A 15,007-nucleotide genomic window follows, 5' to 3' on the forward strand; every position below is an offset into this window, starting at 1 on the left:
TCCGGGCACTTTCCCTCGAACAGGTGAACCGCGACTGTTCGACCCCGGAACCCGTCATTCCGCCCGGACGGTATGCGTATGGCACATTCACGTGGCAAGTACGCGGACTTCGAGGGGTTGCGGGAGCGGGCGGTGGCGTTGCGGCGGGAGGGCTACAGCCTCCGGCAGATCCGCGACGAGCTGAAGATCTTCAACAACGACATCCTCAACAGGCTGGTGAAGGGGGAACCGCCGCCGGAGTGGACGAAGCGCCCGAACGCGAAGGACGACCTGCGGGCGAAGGCACGCGAGCTTCGGCTCCAGGGGTGGACATACGACCAGATCGAGACGGAGCTGGGCTGCTCGAGGAGCTCGGTGTCGCTGTGGGTGCGGGACCTGCCGAGGCCGGACCGGAGGCGGACCCCGGAGGAGGCCTCGGCGATCGCACGGCGCGGCTGGGAAGCGAAGCTACGCGTCAAGGACGAGGAGCGACGACGCACGAAGGAAACCGCCAGGAAGGCGATCGGCGACCTGTCACCGCGGGAATTGTTCCTTCTGGGTGTAGGCCTGTACTGGGCAGAGGGCGGCAAGGACAAGCCGTATGAACGCCGCGAGAACGTCGCCTTCGTCAACAGTGACCCCGGGATGATCGAGGTTTTCCTCGCCTGGCTCCGCCTGCTGGGCGTCGAGCGCGAACGCCTGCGCTACTGCGTCATGATCCACGAGACCGCCGATGTCGCCGGCGCCGAGCGCTACTGGGCCGACCTCGTCGGCGCCGACCGCTCCAGGTTCAACAAGACGACCCTCAAGAAGCACAATCCCAAAACCGTCCGCAAGAACATCGGCGACTCCTACCGCGGTTGCCTGGTCATCAAAGTCCTCAAGGGTGCCGACTTGTACCGTCGCATCGAGGGCTCCTGGTACGGCATAGTGGAGTCCGCACGCGAAGCCGATCAACGAAATCGGGCATAGCGGGCAAACCGTCCCGGATCGTCTAAGGGCAGGACAAACGGTTTTGGTCCGTTGAATGAGGGTTCGAATCCTTCTCCGGGAGCCCACGACACACAAATCCCTGGTTCGGGCCCTGACCTCGCAAGGTCAGGGCCCACTCTCATGTCCCCCAGGAAACGCCCCGGTATCCTTCGGATGTCCCCACCTTCTCCACAGCCGAAGGGCAACTTCCGTGAGCGCCATTCGCCCGGCAGCCGTCGTCGTTCTCGCAGCGGGTGAGGGCACCCGTATGAAGTCGGCCACACCGAAGGTCCTGCACGAGATCTGCGGCCGCAGCCTCGTGGGGCATGTACTGGCCGCCGCCCGTGAGTTGGCCCCCGAGAACCTGGTCGTGGTCGTCGGGCACGCCCGGGAGAAGGTCACCGCCCACCTCAGCGACATCGACCCGGGCGTCCGCACCGCCGTCCAGGAGGAGCAGAACGGCACCGGGCACGCCGTCCGCATCGCCCTCGAACAGCTCGGGGGCGGCATCGACGGCACGGTCGTGGTCGTGTGCGGGGACACTCCCCTGCTCACCGGCGCCACGCTCTCCGCGCTGGCCGCCACCCACCACACCGACGGCAACGCGGTCACCGTGCTGACCGCCGAGGTGCCGGACGCGACCGGGTACGGGCGGATCGTGCGGGACGAGACCGGTGCCGTCACCGCGATCGTCGAGCACAAGGACGCCACCGACGCCCAGCGGGCGATCCGTGAGATCAACTCCGGGGTGTTCGCGTTCGACGGCGCGCTGCTGGCCGACGCGTTGAAGAAGGTGCGGACGGACAACAGTCAGGGTGAGGAGTACCTCACGGACGTCCTCGGGATCCTCCGGGAGGCCGGTCACCGGGTCGGGGCGTCCGTCGCGGCCGATCACCGCGAGATCGCCGGCATCAACAACCGGGTGCAGCTGAGCGAGGCGCGCCGGATCCTCAACGACCGGCTGCTGACCGCCGCCATGCTGTCCGGCGTGACCGTGATCGACCCGGCGACGACGTGGGTCGATGTGACCGTCGCCTTCGGGCAGGACGTCACCGTGCACCCGGGCACCCAGCTGCACGGTTCCACGCGTCTGGGCGAGGGCTCGGAGGTCGGCCCGAACTGCCGGCTCAAGGACACGGTCGTCGACGCCGGCGCTCGTGTCGACACCACCGTCTCGGACGGCGCCCACATCGGTCCGAACGCGACTGTCGGGCCGTACGCCTATCTCCGGCCGGGTACCCGCCTGGGCGCGAAGGGCAAGATCGGTACGTATGTGGAGACCAAGAACGCCGCCATCGGGGAGGGCAGCAAGGTGCCGCATCTCTCCTACGTCGGTGACGCGACCATCGGTGAGTACACCAACATCGGGGCCGCCAGCGTCTTCGTGAACTACGACGGGCAGGCCAAGTACCACACCACCGTCGGGTCGCACTGCCGTACGGGTTCGGACAACATGTTTGTGGCCCCTGTCACGGTCGGGGACGGCGCGTACACCGCCGCCGGGTCCGTGATCACGAAGGATGTGCCGCCCGGTTCGCTGGCCGTGGCCCGTGGTCAGCAGCGGAATATCGAGGGCTGGGTGGCGCGCAAGCGTCCGGGCAGTGCGGCGGCGAAGGCTGCCGAGGCGGCCTCCCAGCAGGGCGAGAGCGAAGACTGACCGGAAACGCGTGCGTCGAACACGGCGTACCGTGATAGGTGCACACCCGCACCCCACCAGCTGAGACGGCCCGTCGCGCCCAGCGGCGAGGTCTCTCGACACCCAGCTGAGACACCTCTGAGGAGACAGTGCTGTGACCGGGATCAAGACGACCGGCGAGAAGAAGTTGATGTTCTTCTCCGGCCGCGCCCACCCCGAGCTTGCCGAGGAGGTCGCCCACCAGCTGGGTGTCGGGGTCGTCCCGACGAAGGCCTTCGACTTCGCCAATGGTGAGATCTACGTTCGTTACCAGGAGTCGGCGCGTGGTGCGGACTGCTTCCTGATCCAGAGCCACACGGCTCCGATCAATAAGTGGATCATGGAGCAGCTGATCATGATCGATGCGCTGAAGCGGGCTTCGGCGCGTTCGATCACCGTGATCGTGCCGTTCTACGGCTATGCGCGTCAGGACAAGAAGCACCGTGGCCGTGAGCCGATCTCGGCCCGTCTGATCGCGGACATGATGAAGACGGCGGGTGCGGACCGGCTTCTCACGGTCGATCTGCACACGGATCAGATCCAGGGGTTCTTCGACGGCCCGGTGGACCACCTCTTCGCGCTGCCGCTCCTCGCGGACTACGTGGGCAGCAAGGTGGACCGTGCGAAGCTGACCGTGGTGTCGCCGGACGCGGGTCGGGTGCGGGTGGCCGACCGCTGGTGCGACCGGCTGGGCGCGCCGCTGGCGATCGTGCACAAGCGGCGTGACAAGGACGTGGCGAACCAGGTGACGGTCCACGAGGTCGTGGGTGAGGTCGAGGGCCGGGTCTGTGTGCTGGTCGACGACATGATCGACACGGGTGGGACGATCTGTGCGGCGGCGGACGCGTTGTTCGCGCACGGTGCCGAGGACGTCATCGTGACGGCGACGCACGGTGTGCTGTCGGGGCCGGCGGCGGACCGTCTGAAGAACTCGAAGGTCAGTGAGTTCGTTTTCACGAACACGTTGCCCACTCCGGGTGAGCTGGAGCTGGACAAGATCACGGTCCTGTCCATCGCGCCGACGATCGCGAGTGCGGTGCGTGAGGTGTTCGAGGACGGTTCGGTGACGAGCCTGTTCGACGAGCAGTGAGTCCTGTGGCGGCTGCTTCTGCTTGATCGATTTCTGTGCGGCCTCCCGTGCCGAGTAGACTGCTTCAGTTGCTCGGCGAGGGAGGCCGTACTTCCGTCTCCGGATGTTTCCGGACGGGGTGTATGGCGGTCCGTTATCGACGCGCTCTTCGTAGCAGGCCGTTCGTGGCCGGGTGACCACGTCCGTTCCAGCTTCTACGAGGAGTGATCATGTCCGAGGTCAAGATCTCCGCCGAGACCCGTTCCGAGTTCGGCAAGGGCGCCGCCCGCCGTATCCGCCGTGACAGCAAGGTTCCCGGTGTTCTCTACGGTCACGGTTCCGACCCGATCCACCTGACCCTGCCGGGGCACGACCTGCTGCTGGCGCTGCGTACGCCGAACGTGCTGATCGCGCTGGACATCGACGGCAAGACCAACGAGCTGGCGATCCCGAAGTCGGTGCAGCGTGACCCGATCAAGGGCTTCCTGGAGCACGTGGACCTGCAGCTGGTCACGCGGGGCGAGAAGGTCACGGTCGAGATCCCGGTGCACACCGAGGGCGAGCTGGCCCCCGGTGGCAACCTGCTGGAGCACGTCCTGAACGCGCTGCCGGTCGAGGCCGAGGCGACGCACATCCCCGAGTCGGTCACGGTCTCCGTCGAGGGTCTGACCGCCGGTGACTCCGTCCTCGCCAAGGACATCACGCTGCCGAAGGGCACGACGCTGGCCGTGGACGCCGACGCGGTCGTCCTGCAGGTGCTGGCCGCCCAGGCCGAGGAGGCCCCGGAGGGCGAGGCCGCCGAGGGCGAAGAGGCTGCCGAGGCCTGAGCCGCGTAGGTTTCGTAGCGGTACATCGGCTTCAGCCGCTGCTCCCTCCGGGGGCAGCGGCTGCTGCATAAGGAGACATGGACGTGACCACCCCTGCCAATGAGCCCTGGCTGATCGTGGGCCTCGGCAATCCCGGCCCCGAGTACGCGATGAACCGGCACAACGTGGGGTTCATGGTGGCCGATCTGCTGGCCGAGCGGATCGGGGGGAGGTTCAAGCGTGCCGGGAAGGCGCAGGCGCAGGTCGTCGAGGGGCGGATCGGGCCGCCGGGGCCCGCGAGCCGGCGGGTGATCCTGGCGAAGCCGATGTCGTTCATGAATCTGTCGGGGGGGCCGGTGAACGCGCTGCGGGACTTCTACAAGGTGCCGACGGCGAACGTGGTCGCGGTGCATGACGAGTTGGACATCGATTACGGCGTTCTGCGGCTGAAGCTCGGTGGTGGGGACAACGGGCACAACGGTCTGAAGTCGATGACGAAGGCGATGGGCGCGGAGTATCACCGGGTGCGGTTCGGGATCGGGCGGCCGCCGGGGCGGATGCAGGTGGCGGATTTCGTGCTCAAGGACTTTTCGTCGGGGGAGCGCAAGGAGCTGGACTACTTGGTGGACCGGGCGGCGGACGCGGTGGAGTGTCTGGTGCTCGAGGGGTTGGAGCGGGCGCAGAGTACGTACAACTCGTGATGTGTCGCCCGTCGAGGTTGACGGGTCGCTCGGGCGTGGCGAATGATCCCGGCCATGCCTGCCACAGCAGCCTCGTCCCATCGTCGTAAGGGTGGCTCTCCCTCAGCCCGTCAGGCCTCTGTCGCCACGTTGCGGTTCGGGCGGCTCGCGGCGATGGGTGTGGTCGCCGTGTTGATCCTGTTGGCGGGGGTGTGGGGGTCGTGGGGTACGGCGCAGCAGGTGATGCTGACGAAGGGGCGGGAGCGCGGCACGGTCGAGGTGACGCGGTGTGGTGAGGAGACGTGTTCGGGGCCGTATACGCCGTTGTCGGCGGGGTCGACGGCGCGTGCGCGGGTGGTGATCGAGAGGTCGGTGGCGGTCGAGAAGGGGCGGACGTACACGGTCGTCGTGAAGCCGGACGGTGATGAGGTGGTGCGGTCGGGTCCGGCGGGGGTGTTGTACGCGTGGGTGCCGCTCGGTGGTGCGTTGTTGCTGGCGTCGGTGGTGGTGGCCGGTGGGCTGGGGCGGGCGCGGGTGGGGTGGGTGCTGGCGGGGTCGGGGGTGGCGTTGTTGACGGCGGCTTTTGTGATGATCTGAGGGTGTTCGGCGTCCTTCTTTTCTGTGGGAGACCATCTGTTGTCTGTTTGTGATTGACCTAGGGTCAGTGTGGGCAGGAAGCTGAGCCGCCCCCTCCACATCTTCTCTTTCGTCACTCGAAGATGGACTTGCCTCATGCGTACCCTCTCCCGCGTCGGCGTCGTCGCCGTCGCCTCCTCTGCGGCGCTGTTCCTGGCCCCCGCCGCTCATGCGACCAATGGCGACAACGGTGATGTGAAGACCCACAACTCCTCGACCGGCGAGTTCGACCAGCGCGATGAGCCGAAGGTGTGCTCGTTCTATCTGGACGCCTTCAATTTCGACGGTGTGCAGAAGGTCGTCTGGCACATCGAGGCCTGGGCGGACAACGACGTCGAGAGGGGCGAGACCGTCGAGACCGGCTCGCTCGCGCTGGACGCGAACGGTCACGGCCGGACCCAGGACATGTCGCTGCCCGACGGCCAGTACAAGCTGTTCTGGAAGTTCGACGGCGAGAACGGGGCCGCGAAGCACAAGGTGTTCAAGGTGGACTGTGAGGAGGAGGGCGGCGGCGGTTCCTCGCCGTCGCCGTCGGTCTCCGTTTCGGCGTCCGCGTCCGAGTCTGCTTCGTCGTCGCCCTCGGCGAGTTCCTCGGCCTCCGCGTCTGCGGATCCGTCGGGTTCGGCGGGGTCGACCCCGTCGGCGGCGTCCACCCCGCAGGGTGGCGGCGGTGATCTCGCCGAGACGGGCAACGGCGCGCCTGTCGGTGCCCTGGCGGGTGTCGCGGCCCTGCTGCTCGGCGCGGGCGGTTACCTGGTGGTGCGGCGGCGCCGGGCCTGACGTACGGCGTGCACAAGGGGGTGCCCCCGAGCTTCGTAAGGGCTCGGGGGCACCCCCTTGTGTGCGGTGGGGTTCAGCCGGTGTTGCGCAGGCCCGCTGCCACGCCGTTGACGGTGAGGAGGAGGGCGCGGGAGAGGAGGGGGTCGGGTTCGGCGCCGGCGGCGGCCGCGTCGCGCTGCCGCTTCAGCAGGGTCACCTGGAGGTAGGAGATGGGGTCCAGGTAGGCGTCGCGGATGGTGAAGGTCTGCTTGAGGACGGGGGTGGCGTCGAGCAGTTCCCGTTCGCCGGTGATCTTGAGGACTTCGGCGACGGTGAGTTCGTGTTCGGCCTTGATGCGGTCGAAGACGTGCTTGAGGTCGTCGGGGACGAGGGTGTCGACGTAGTGCTGGGCGATCCGCAGGTCGGTCTTGGCGAGGGTCATCTCGACGTTGGAGACGAAGTTGCGGAAGAAGTGCCACTGCTCGTGCATCTCGTCGAGCACGGTGTCGAGGCCGGCTTCGCGCAGGGCCTTGAGGCCGGAGCCGACGCCGAACCAGCCGGGGACGATCTGCCGGGACTGGGTCCAGCCGAAGACCCAGGGGATGGCGCGCAGGCCGTCGAGGCCGGCGCCGGAGTCGGGCCTTCTCGAGGGACGGGAGCCGAGGTGGAGGTCGGCGAGCTGGTCGACGGGGGTGGAGGCGAAGAAGTAGGCGGGGAGGTCGGGGTCCTCGACGAGGGCGCGGTAGGCCGCGTGGGCCGCGTCGGATACGACGTCCATGGCGGCGTCCCAGCGGGCGAGGGCCTCGTCGGACTGGCGGGGGGCGGTGTGCAGGGCGGAGGCCTGGAGGGTGGCGGCGACGGTCAGTTCCAGGTTCTCCCTGGCCAGGGAGGGGATGAGGTACTTGTCGGAGATGACCTCGCCCTGTTCGGTGACCTTGATCTCGCCTTCGAGGGTGCCCCAGGGCTGGGCGAGGATGGCGTCGTGGGAGGGGCCGCCGCCGCGGCCGACGGTGCCGCCGCGGCCGTGGAAGAGGCGGAGCCGGACGCCGTAGCGGTGGGCGACGTCGCGCAGGCGGCGCTGGGCGCGGTGGATCTCCCACTGGCTGGTGGTGATGCCGCCGAACTTCGAGGAGTCGGAGTAGCCGAGCATGACCTCCTGGACGTCCCCGCGCAGGGCGACGAGGCGCCGGTAGGAGGGGTCGGAGAGCATGTCCTCGAGGATGGTGTCGGCGGCCTTGAGCTCGTCGGTGGTCTCCAGGAGGGGGACGATGCCGATCTTGGCCCAGCCGGCGTGCAGGTCGACCAGTCCGGCCTCGCGGGCCAGGACGGCGGCGGCGAAGACGTCGTCGGCGCCCTGGCACATGGAGATGATGTACGACTCGACGACCTCGGGTCCGAAGACCTCCAGGGCTCGCTTGACGGTGAGGAAGACGCCGAGGGTCTTCTCGCCGGCGGCGTCGACGGGCGCGGGGGTGGGGGCCAGCGGGCGGCGTGAGCGCAGCTCCTTCGCCAGCAGCTTCGTCCGGTATTCGCGGGGCATGTCCGCGTACCGCCAGGACTCCTCGCCGAGGCGGTCGAAGAGCTGGCCGAGGGCGTGGTGGTGGGCGTCGGCGTGTTCGCGTACGTCCATGGTGGCGAGCTGGAGGCCGAAGGCGGCCAGGGTGCGGATGGTGCGGTTCATGCGGCCGTCGGCGAAGAGCCCGCCGCGGTGTTCGCGCAGGGAGGTCTGGATGAGAGTCAGGTCCTGGAGCAGTTCGCTGGTGCCGAGGTAGTCCCGGCCCGGCTCGTGGGGGGTGCCCTTGGCGAGGCGCTGCTTGGTGTTCTCCAGCTTCTGGCGGATGCAGGTGGCCTTGAGGCGGTAGGGCTCCTCGGCGTTGAGGCGCTTGTACCGGGGGCTGATCTCGGGCAGCCGCTCCAGGTCGGTCTTGAGGGACTCCAGGAGGTCCTCGGTGGCGCCGGTGTAGCGGATGGAGTTGGAGAGGAAGCCGCGGAGTTCGTCGATCGTCTCCAGGGCGTCGTTGATGCCGTGTTCGTGCTGGAGGATGAGGACGTCCCAGGTGACCTGTGGGGTGACGTTGGGGTTGCCGTCGCGGTCGCCGCCGATCCAGGTGCCGAAGGTGAGGGGGCGGGTGTCCTCGGGGAGCCTGACGCCGACGCGCTCGAGTTCCGCGGTGAGGTCCTCCAGGACGTCGCCGACCGCGTTCGCGTGCAGCTCGTCGAGGTAGTAGATGGCGTTGCGGGCCTCGTCGGCCGGTTCGGGGCGTACGACCCGGAGTTCGTCGGTCTGCCAGACGAGGTCGATGTTCTCGGCGAGGCGGGTGTCGTAGCGCCGGCGGTCGGACTCGATGACGGGGGTCTCCAGAAGCGCGGCGATGCGCCGGAGCTTGTTGAGTACCGACCGGCGCGCGGCTTCGGTGGGGTGTGCCGTGAACACCGGGCGGACGTTCAGGTGGCGGACCGTCTCGCGGACGTGATCGGGGTCGGCGTCCTTGAGGCGGTCGGCGGTGCGGGCGAGGAGGCCGCCCTCGGCGGCGCGCCTGGCGCGCAGTTCGCGGCCGCGGTGGACCTGCTCGGTGACGTTGGCGAGGTGGAAGTAGGTGGAGAAGGCGCGGACCAGCTTGGCCGCGGTCTCCAGTTCGGTTCCGCGCAGCAGCTCCGCGGCGGCCTCGCCGTCCTCGCGGGTGAGGCGGCGGACCTTTTCGACCAGGTCGAGCAGCTCGGGGCCCTCCTGCCGGACGAGGGTCTCTCCGAGGAGGTCACCCAGCCGGCGGATGTCGGCGCGCAGCGCTGTGCTGGTCGTCGTTGTGGTGGCCTGGCCATGGTCGTCGGCACTGCTCACAGGTGCGGCTCCTTGCAGTGTTGAAGCTCGTCTGAGGCTCGTCTGGCGGGGAACCCGGGGCCATCCCTCGCGGCGGGCGCCGCATACGGGCCGTACATCCGGGAAGAAAACAGAGCGGACCGCGCTGTCCGACCGCCTCCAAGGATAGGTGGCGGGCGGGACGCGCAGACTTTCGGGCTCTTGCCGCAGAGCAAGGCACTGCCATACTTACGATGCCGTAGGTTACGGAACCGTAGGAAGCTGTACGAAGCCGACTGCGTGTGGTTGCCGTGACCCTGCGACCTGCCACACAACCCTCGAAACCCCACAGGGGACGCCCATGACCACGAGCTCCGATGTGATCGACGACGCCCCGAAGGCGAACGACGGCGCTCCGCTTCCCTCCGCGACGCTCGGTGGCGAGCAGAAGCGCTCGCTGGAGCAGATCACTCTTCTCCTCTTCATCACCGTCCCGTTCCTCGCGTTGCTCGCGGCGGTGCCGCTGGCGTGGGGGTGGGGGGTGAGCTGGCTGGACCTCGGTCTGCTGGTCTTCATGTACTTCCTCGGCTGCCACGGCATCACGATCGGTTTCCACCGCTACTTCACGCACGGTTCGTTCAAGGCGAAGCGGCCGCTGCGGATCGCGCTGGCGGTGATGGGGTCGATGGCCGTGGAGGGGCCGCTGGTCCGCTGGGTGGCGGATCACCGCAAGCACCACAAGTTCTCGGACGCGGAGGGCGACCCGCATTCGCCGTGGCGGTTCGGGGAGACGGTTCCGGCGCTGATGAAGGGCCTGTGGTGGGCGCACATCGGCTGGATGTTCGACGAGGAGCAGACTCCGCAGGACAAGTACGCACCGGATCTGATCAAGGATCGGGCGATCCGGACGATCTCGCGTCAGTTCATTCTGTGGACGGTGGTGTCGCTGGCGCTGCCGCCGCTGGTGGGCGGCCTGGTGACGATGTCCTGGTGGGGTGCGTTCACGGCGTTCTTCTGGGGTTCGCTGGTACGGGTGGCTCTGCTGCACCACGTGACCTGGTCGATCAACTCGATCTGTCACGCGGTGGGCAAGCGGCCGTTCAAGTCGCGGGACCGCTCGGGCAATGTGTGGTGGCTGGCGGTGCTGTCCTGCGGTGAGTCCTGGCACAACCTGCACCACGCGGACCCGACGTCGGCGCGGCACGGGGTGGAGCGGGGACAGATCGATTCCTCCGCCCGCTTCATCCGGTGGTTCGAGATGCTCGGGTGGGCGTACGACGTGCGCTGGCCGTCACGCTCGCGTATCGATTCGCGTCGCAACTCGGGTGAGGACGGCTCCCGGCGCCGGAAGGCGACCGCGAAGACGGCATGATTGACGCCGTGGCGACCGACTCGAGCAGTACTCCCAGTCCCAGCGGCGAAGCGAAGCCGCGGCGCACCCGGCGCACCCGGATGACGGGGGCCGAGAGGCGCCAGCAACTGCTCGAGATCGGTCGCACGCTGTTCGCGGCGAAGGGTTTCGAGGGCACGTCGGTGGAGGAGATCGCGGCGAAGGCCGGGGTGTCGAAGCCGGTGGTGTACGAGCACTTCGGTGGCAAGGAGGGGCTGTACGCGGTTGTCGTGGACCGCGAGATGCGGCGTCTGCTGGACATGGTGACCAGCTCTCTGACGGCCGGGCACCCGCGTGAACTGTGCGAGCAGGCGGCGTTCGCTCTTCTGGACTACATCGAGGAGTACACGGACGGTTTCCGGATCCTGGTCCGGGACTCGCCCATCCCGCAGTCGACGGGTTCCTTCGCCTCTCTCATCTCGGACATCGCGACGCAGGTGGAGGACATCCTGGGCCGCGAGTTCAAGAGCCGGGGCTTCGATCCGAAGCTGGCGCCGCTGTACGCGCAGGCCCTGGTCGGAATGGTCGCGCTGACCGGCCAGTGGTGGCTGGACGTGCGCCGCCCGAAGAAGGCGGAGGTGGCGGCGCATCTGGTGAATCTGGCGTGGCACGGCCTGGACGGGCTGGAGCAGAAGCCTCGTCTGATAGGTCACCGCAAGAGCTGAGCCGGCGCACAGGTGTGGGCCCCCGTCCGCTGAACTCAAGCACGGCACGGGGGCCCTTGTTCTTACTCATGTCCTCAGTGCTTGAAGACGTCCTCAGTGCTTGAAGACGTCCTTCGTCTTCTCCTTGGCCTGGCGTGCGTCGCCCTTGGACTGGCCGCCGCGGCCCTTGGTTTCGGCCCTCAGGTCGCCTGTCGCCCGGCCGGTGACCTCCTTGGCCTTGCCCTTGATCTGTTCCTTCTTGGCCTTGGCCTTCTCTTCCTTCGCCACGCTGATCACCCTCCGTCGTGTGACGTGTCCCGAGTGGCCGTCGGGGCCGCATTTCAAACGCGGGGCTCCAGGAACTCCAGCCGGTTGCCGACGGGGTCCCGGGCGTAGAAGCGGTCGTGGCCCGGGAGGTGGTCGTCCCAGGTGATGTCCACGCCGTGGGACTCCAGCCGGGCGGCGTACGCCGCGATGCCGGTGACGCGGAGGCCGGGGTGGGCCTTTCCCGACGGCCGGAAGGTCTTCTCGACGCCGATGTGCAGCTGCACCGTGCCGGCCCGGAACCAGCGGCCGCCGCGCGCGGCGAGGACCGGTGGCTTGGGGATCTCGGTCAGGCCGAGGGCGTCGACGTAGAAGGGGCGCAGGAGGTCCTCGGAGCCGGGCGGCGCGGCGAGCTGGACGTGGTCCACGGCGACGATCATCACGCCGCCTTCGTGGCCACCGCGAACAGGCGGCGGAACGGCAGGACCGTGCCGTAGTCGTGGCTGGGGTAGGCCTCGCGGAGCAGGTCGCGGTATTCGGTGACGAAGGCGTCGCGGGCTTCGGGGTCGTCGGCGAGGGCGTCGAGGGCGGGGCGCAGGCCGGTGCCCTTCACCCAGTCGAGGACGGGGTCGGCGCCCTGGAGGACGTGGTGGTACGTGGTCGTCCACACGTCGGTCGCGCAGCCGAGGCGGGCGAGGCGGTCGAGGTAGACGCCGGGGGCGTGCACGGAGTCCTCGTGGCGCAGGACGTGGCCGAGGCGGGCCTTCCAGCGGGGGGTGTTGCCGAGTTCGCGCATGAGGGCGTGCAGGGGCGCGTCGATGTTGTGGGGGACCTGGAAGGCGAAGGTGCCGCCGGGTGCGAGGCCGTCGATCCAGGCGGGGAAGGCGTCGAGGTGGCCGGGTACCCAGTGGAGGGCGGCGTTGGAGACGAGGAGGTCGTAGGTCTCTGCCGGCGTCCAGGTGGCGAGGTCGGCGTGGGCGAAGTCGAGGCGGGGGCCGGCGTGGGCCTGGGCGTCGGCGAGCATCTGGGGGGAGTTGTCGTAGCCGGTGACGCGGGCGGTGGGCCAGCGGTCGGCGAGGACGGTGGTGACGTTGCCGGGGCCGCAGCCGAGGTCGGCGATGCGTGGCCCTGCGGGCGGTTCCGCGGGCAGGTCGGGGACGCGGGCGAGGAGGTCGGCGAAGGGGCGGGCGCGGTGGCCGGCGTGACGGAGGTACTGGGCGGGGTCCCAGGAGGGGTTGGTCGTCATGGTCGTAGCCTTCCCGCGGGATTTATCTTGACGTCAAGAGACTAGGCCGGGAATTGGCTCGACTTCAAGAAACTTGACATCAAGAGACTTCACGTCGACACAACCACTACACTGATCGCCATGGAGGACGAGGTCGATCGGTTGGTCGCAGCGTGGCGCCGGGAGCGCCCGGACCTCGACGTGGAGCCGCTGGAAGTACTCAGCCGGGTGAGCAGACTGGCCCGGCACCTGGACCGGGCGCGCCGGCTGGCGTTCTCCGAGCACCAGCTGGAGCCGTGGGAGTTCGACGTCCTGACGGCGCTCAGGCGTGCGGGCGCCCCGTATCAGCTCTCGCCGGGGCAGCTGCTGACGCAGACGCTGGTGACCTCGGGCACGATGACGAACCGTATCGACCGGCTCGCGAAGAAGGGCCTGGTGGAGCGGCTGCCGGACCCGAGCGACCGGCGTGGTGTGCTCGTCCGCCTCACGGACGACGGCAAGGACCGCGCCGACCAGGCCCTCGCCGGTCTGCTCGACCAGGAGCGGGCCATCCTGGCCGAGCTCTCCCACGCCCAACGCGGCGAACTGGCCGGCCTGCTACGCCAGCTGACCGCCCCGTTCGACAACATCCCCGGCTAGGTCGACCGGCCCGACGCCCGCCCGGCGGGCCAGGGCGACCGCGGCGAGGGTGGAGTGGACGCCGAGTTTGCCGAGGACGTTCTGCATATGGGTGCGGACGGTGTGCGGGGAGAGGAAGAGGCGCTCGGCGACGGCCTTGCGCCCCAGGCCCGCCACCATGCACCGGAGCACTTCGCGCTCCCTCGGGGTGAGGGACTCGACGAGGCGTTCGCTCTCGGTGCGGTGCTTGCGGGCGGCCGTCAGCTCCCGCAGGACGCCGGTGAGCAGGGCGGGCGGGAGGTGGGTCTCCTCGCGCAGCACCCCGCGGATGACGGTCAGCAGCCGCGACAGCGAGCAGTCCTTCGCCACCCAGCCGGAGGCGCCGGCCTGCAGGGCGAGAGCCGCGCGGCGCGGGTCGTCCTTCTCGGCGAGGACGACGACCCGGATGTGCGGCTGCGTGCCGCGCACCCCGGCGACCAGGGAGATCCCGTCCACGAGGCCGTCCTCCCCCACCTCCTGCACGGGCACGGCCGGCCGTATGCCCGGCAGAGCGCCACCGAGGCCGACGCCCAGATCGGCGTCGACGAGCAGCACGTCGTAGCGGCGCCCCTCGGCGGCCGCGCGCTCCAGGCTGCGCAGCGCCGCCGGGCCGCTGCCGGCCGCGGAGACGTCGACGTCGGGCTCGGCGGCGAGCGCCGCGGCGAGCGACTCGGCGAAGATACGGTGATCGTCGACGACCAGGACTCGGATACGAACCACGAAACCCCCTTCCCCAGGCTCCTTGCCGGAGCAGGGGATACCCCAAGGTTCTGAGACGGAGAACGACGACCGGCGCGGATACGACGCCCGCGGGGGGTGCCGCTGCCGCACGGCCGCCGCCGTGCAGAGACTGCTACCCCCACCGCGGGCGCCGTACCCGACTGTCTCGCCCCCTGATCAGCACCGGCCCCCACCGGTGCTGTTCATCAGGGTAGGGCTGTGGGCGGGCAGCGGAAGGCAAATGACAGAACTGGTTGGCCAGCGCGTTTATGGTGTGCCGCATGTTTCGAATTGAGACAGAAGTCGACAGGAGCCGGCGCGATCTTCTCCACGCGCGGCTCCGCGACACCAACACAGCCGCCTCCCCGGTCCTGCGAGCCCTGCGCGGCACCCCCGCCGAACGGGAGTCCCCGCTGCACGTGTGGGCGTCGGACGCCACCGGCGAGCTGGCCGGCGGCCTGGTGGGACACACCTGGACGACCTGGCTGCACGTCACCTACCTCTGGGTCGACGAAGTCCACCGCGGCATCGGCCTGGGCACCCGCCTCCTCACCGAGGCGGAGCGCGTCGCCTCCGAGGAACGGGGCTGCCGGCACGTACGCCTGGAGACCTGGGACTTCCAGGCACCGGAGTTCTACCGGCGGCTCGGCTACGACGTGGTGTGCGTGATCGAGGACTATCCGCCGGGGATCACGGAGTTCACGCTGACCAAGCGGCTGGGGTGAGACCGTCGA

At 69.0% G+C, this 15,007-nt stretch carries 16 protein-coding genes and 1 tRNA gene; 12 read left to right on the plus strand and 5 right to left on the minus strand.

The window, feature by feature from the left end:
* Nucleotides 1-78 precede the first annotated feature (78 nt).
* From ACIBVL_RS22300 to ACIBVL_RS22335, 8 genes are all read left to right on the plus strand, one after another.
* Nucleotides 79-951: a hypothetical protein gene (locus ACIBVL_RS22300; RefSeq protein ID WP_399099005.1), complete on the plus strand. Its 873-nt coding sequence runs from the start codon at nucleotides 79-81 to the stop codon at nucleotides 949-951.
* An 11-nt stretch (nucleotides 952-962) separates the two neighbouring features.
* Nucleotides 963-1,033: transfer RNA gene (locus ACIBVL_RS22305), tRNA-Gln, on the plus strand.
* Nucleotides 1,034-1,162: 129 nt separating this feature from the next.
* Nucleotides 1,163-2,608, plus strand: coding sequence for a bifunctional UDP-N-acetylglucosamine diphosphorylase/glucosamine-1-phosphate N-acetyltransferase GlmU (gene glmU, locus ACIBVL_RS22310; RefSeq protein WP_399099006.1), 1,446 nt, complete (start codon nucleotides 1,163-1,165; stop codon nucleotides 2,606-2,608).
* Between the two features lie 133 nt (nucleotides 2,609-2,741).
* Nucleotides 2,742-3,716, plus strand: coding sequence for a ribose-phosphate diphosphokinase (locus ACIBVL_RS22315; protein ID WP_399099007.1), 975 nt, complete (start codon nucleotides 2,742-2,744; stop codon nucleotides 3,714-3,716).
* A gap of 209 nt (nucleotides 3,717-3,925) precedes the next feature.
* Nucleotides 3,926-4,522: a 50S ribosomal protein L25/general stress protein Ctc gene (locus tag ACIBVL_RS22320; RefSeq protein ID WP_399099009.1), complete on the plus strand. Its 597-nt coding sequence runs from the start codon at nucleotides 3,926-3,928 to the stop codon at nucleotides 4,520-4,522.
* A 77-nt stretch (nucleotides 4,523-4,599) separates the two neighbouring features.
* Nucleotides 4,600-5,202 (plus strand): aminoacyl-tRNA hydrolase, encoded by a 603-nt coding sequence (gene pth / locus ACIBVL_RS22325; protein ID WP_399099010.1) that lies wholly within the window; start codon nucleotides 4,600-4,602, stop codon nucleotides 5,200-5,202.
* A gap of 42 nt (nucleotides 5,203-5,244) precedes the next feature.
* Complete coding sequence (locus ACIBVL_RS22330; RefSeq protein ID WP_399099011.1) at nucleotides 5,245-5,778, plus strand: hypothetical protein; 534 nt, start codon at nucleotides 5,245-5,247, stop codon at nucleotides 5,776-5,778.
* 135 nt (nucleotides 5,779-5,913) lie between these two features.
* Entirely contained in the window at nucleotides 5,914-6,597 is a 684-nt protein-coding gene (locus tag ACIBVL_RS22335; protein WP_399099012.1) for an LPXTG cell wall anchor domain-containing protein, read from the plus strand.
* A gap of 73 nt (nucleotides 6,598-6,670) precedes the next feature.
* Here the strand turns inward: ACIBVL_RS22335 and ppc are convergent, their stop codons facing one another.
* Entirely contained in the window at nucleotides 6,671-9,415 is a 2,745-nt protein-coding gene (gene ppc / locus ACIBVL_RS22340; protein ID WP_399099013.1) for a phosphoenolpyruvate carboxylase, read from the minus strand.
* Between the two features lie 319 nt (nucleotides 9,416-9,734).
* Here ppc and ACIBVL_RS22345 point away from each other — a divergent pair, with 319 nt between their 5' ends.
* Both ACIBVL_RS22345 and ACIBVL_RS22350 read left to right on the plus strand, forming a co-directional pair.
* Nucleotides 9,735-10,745, plus strand: coding sequence for an acyl-CoA desaturase (locus ACIBVL_RS22345; protein WP_399099014.1), 1,011 nt, complete (start codon nucleotides 9,735-9,737; stop codon nucleotides 10,743-10,745).
* Nucleotides 10,742-11,428 (plus strand): TetR family transcriptional regulator, encoded by a 687-nt coding sequence (locus tag ACIBVL_RS22350; RefSeq protein WP_399099016.1) that lies wholly within the window; start codon nucleotides 10,742-10,744, stop codon nucleotides 11,426-11,428. The genes ACIBVL_RS22345 and ACIBVL_RS22350 overlap by 4 nt, the downstream gene beginning before the upstream one ends.
* A gap of 93 nt (nucleotides 11,429-11,521) precedes the next feature.
* Here ACIBVL_RS22350 and ACIBVL_RS22355 read toward each other — a convergent pair whose 3' ends face one another.
* From ACIBVL_RS22355 to ACIBVL_RS22365, 3 genes are read right to left on the minus strand one after another with little or no spacing between them, the layout of a single operon-like run.
* On the minus strand, nucleotides 11,522-11,695 hold the full coding sequence (locus ACIBVL_RS22355; protein ID WP_399099017.1) for a CsbD family protein: 174 nt from the start codon (nucleotides 11,693-11,695) through the stop codon (nucleotides 11,522-11,524).
* Nucleotides 11,696-11,748: 53 nt separating this feature from the next.
* Nucleotides 11,749-12,111: a glyoxalase gene (locus ACIBVL_RS22360; RefSeq protein ID WP_399099018.1), complete on the minus strand. Its 363-nt coding sequence runs from the start codon at nucleotides 12,109-12,111 to the stop codon at nucleotides 11,749-11,751.
* Entirely contained in the window at nucleotides 12,111-12,917 is an 807-nt protein-coding gene (locus ACIBVL_RS22365; protein WP_399099019.1) for a trans-aconitate 2-methyltransferase, read from the minus strand. The genes ACIBVL_RS22360 and ACIBVL_RS22365 overlap by 1 nt, the downstream gene beginning before the upstream one ends.
* Before the next feature lie 120 nt (nucleotides 12,918-13,037).
* Here ACIBVL_RS22365 and ACIBVL_RS22370 point away from each other — a divergent pair, with 120 nt between their 5' ends.
* Entirely contained in the window at nucleotides 13,038-13,535 is a 498-nt protein-coding gene (locus tag ACIBVL_RS22370) for a MarR family winged helix-turn-helix transcriptional regulator (protein WP_057600602.1), read from the plus strand.
* Here the strand turns inward: ACIBVL_RS22370 and ACIBVL_RS22375 are convergent.
* Nucleotides 13,494-14,273, minus strand: a complete 780-nt coding sequence (locus ACIBVL_RS22375; RefSeq protein WP_399099020.1) for a LuxR C-terminal-related transcriptional regulator — start codon at nucleotides 14,271-14,273, stop codon at nucleotides 13,494-13,496. The two genes, ACIBVL_RS22370 and ACIBVL_RS22375, sit on opposite strands and share 42 nt — an antisense overlap.
* A 281-nt stretch (nucleotides 14,274-14,554) precedes the next feature.
* Here ACIBVL_RS22375 and ACIBVL_RS22380 point away from each other — a divergent pair, with 281 nt between their 5' ends.
* Nucleotides 14,555-14,998 carry a GNAT family N-acetyltransferase gene (locus ACIBVL_RS22380; RefSeq protein WP_399099021.1) on the plus strand — a complete coding sequence of 148 codons (444 nt, stop codon included), beginning with the start codon at nucleotides 14,555-14,557 and terminating at the stop codon, nucleotides 14,996-14,998.
* Nucleotides 14,999-15,007 lie beyond the last annotated feature (9 nt).

The sequence above is a fragment of the Streptomyces sp. NPDC049687 genome, from assembly GCF_044465285.1.
Lineage (GTDB): Bacteria > Actinomycetota > Actinomycetes > Streptomycetales > Streptomycetaceae > Streptomyces.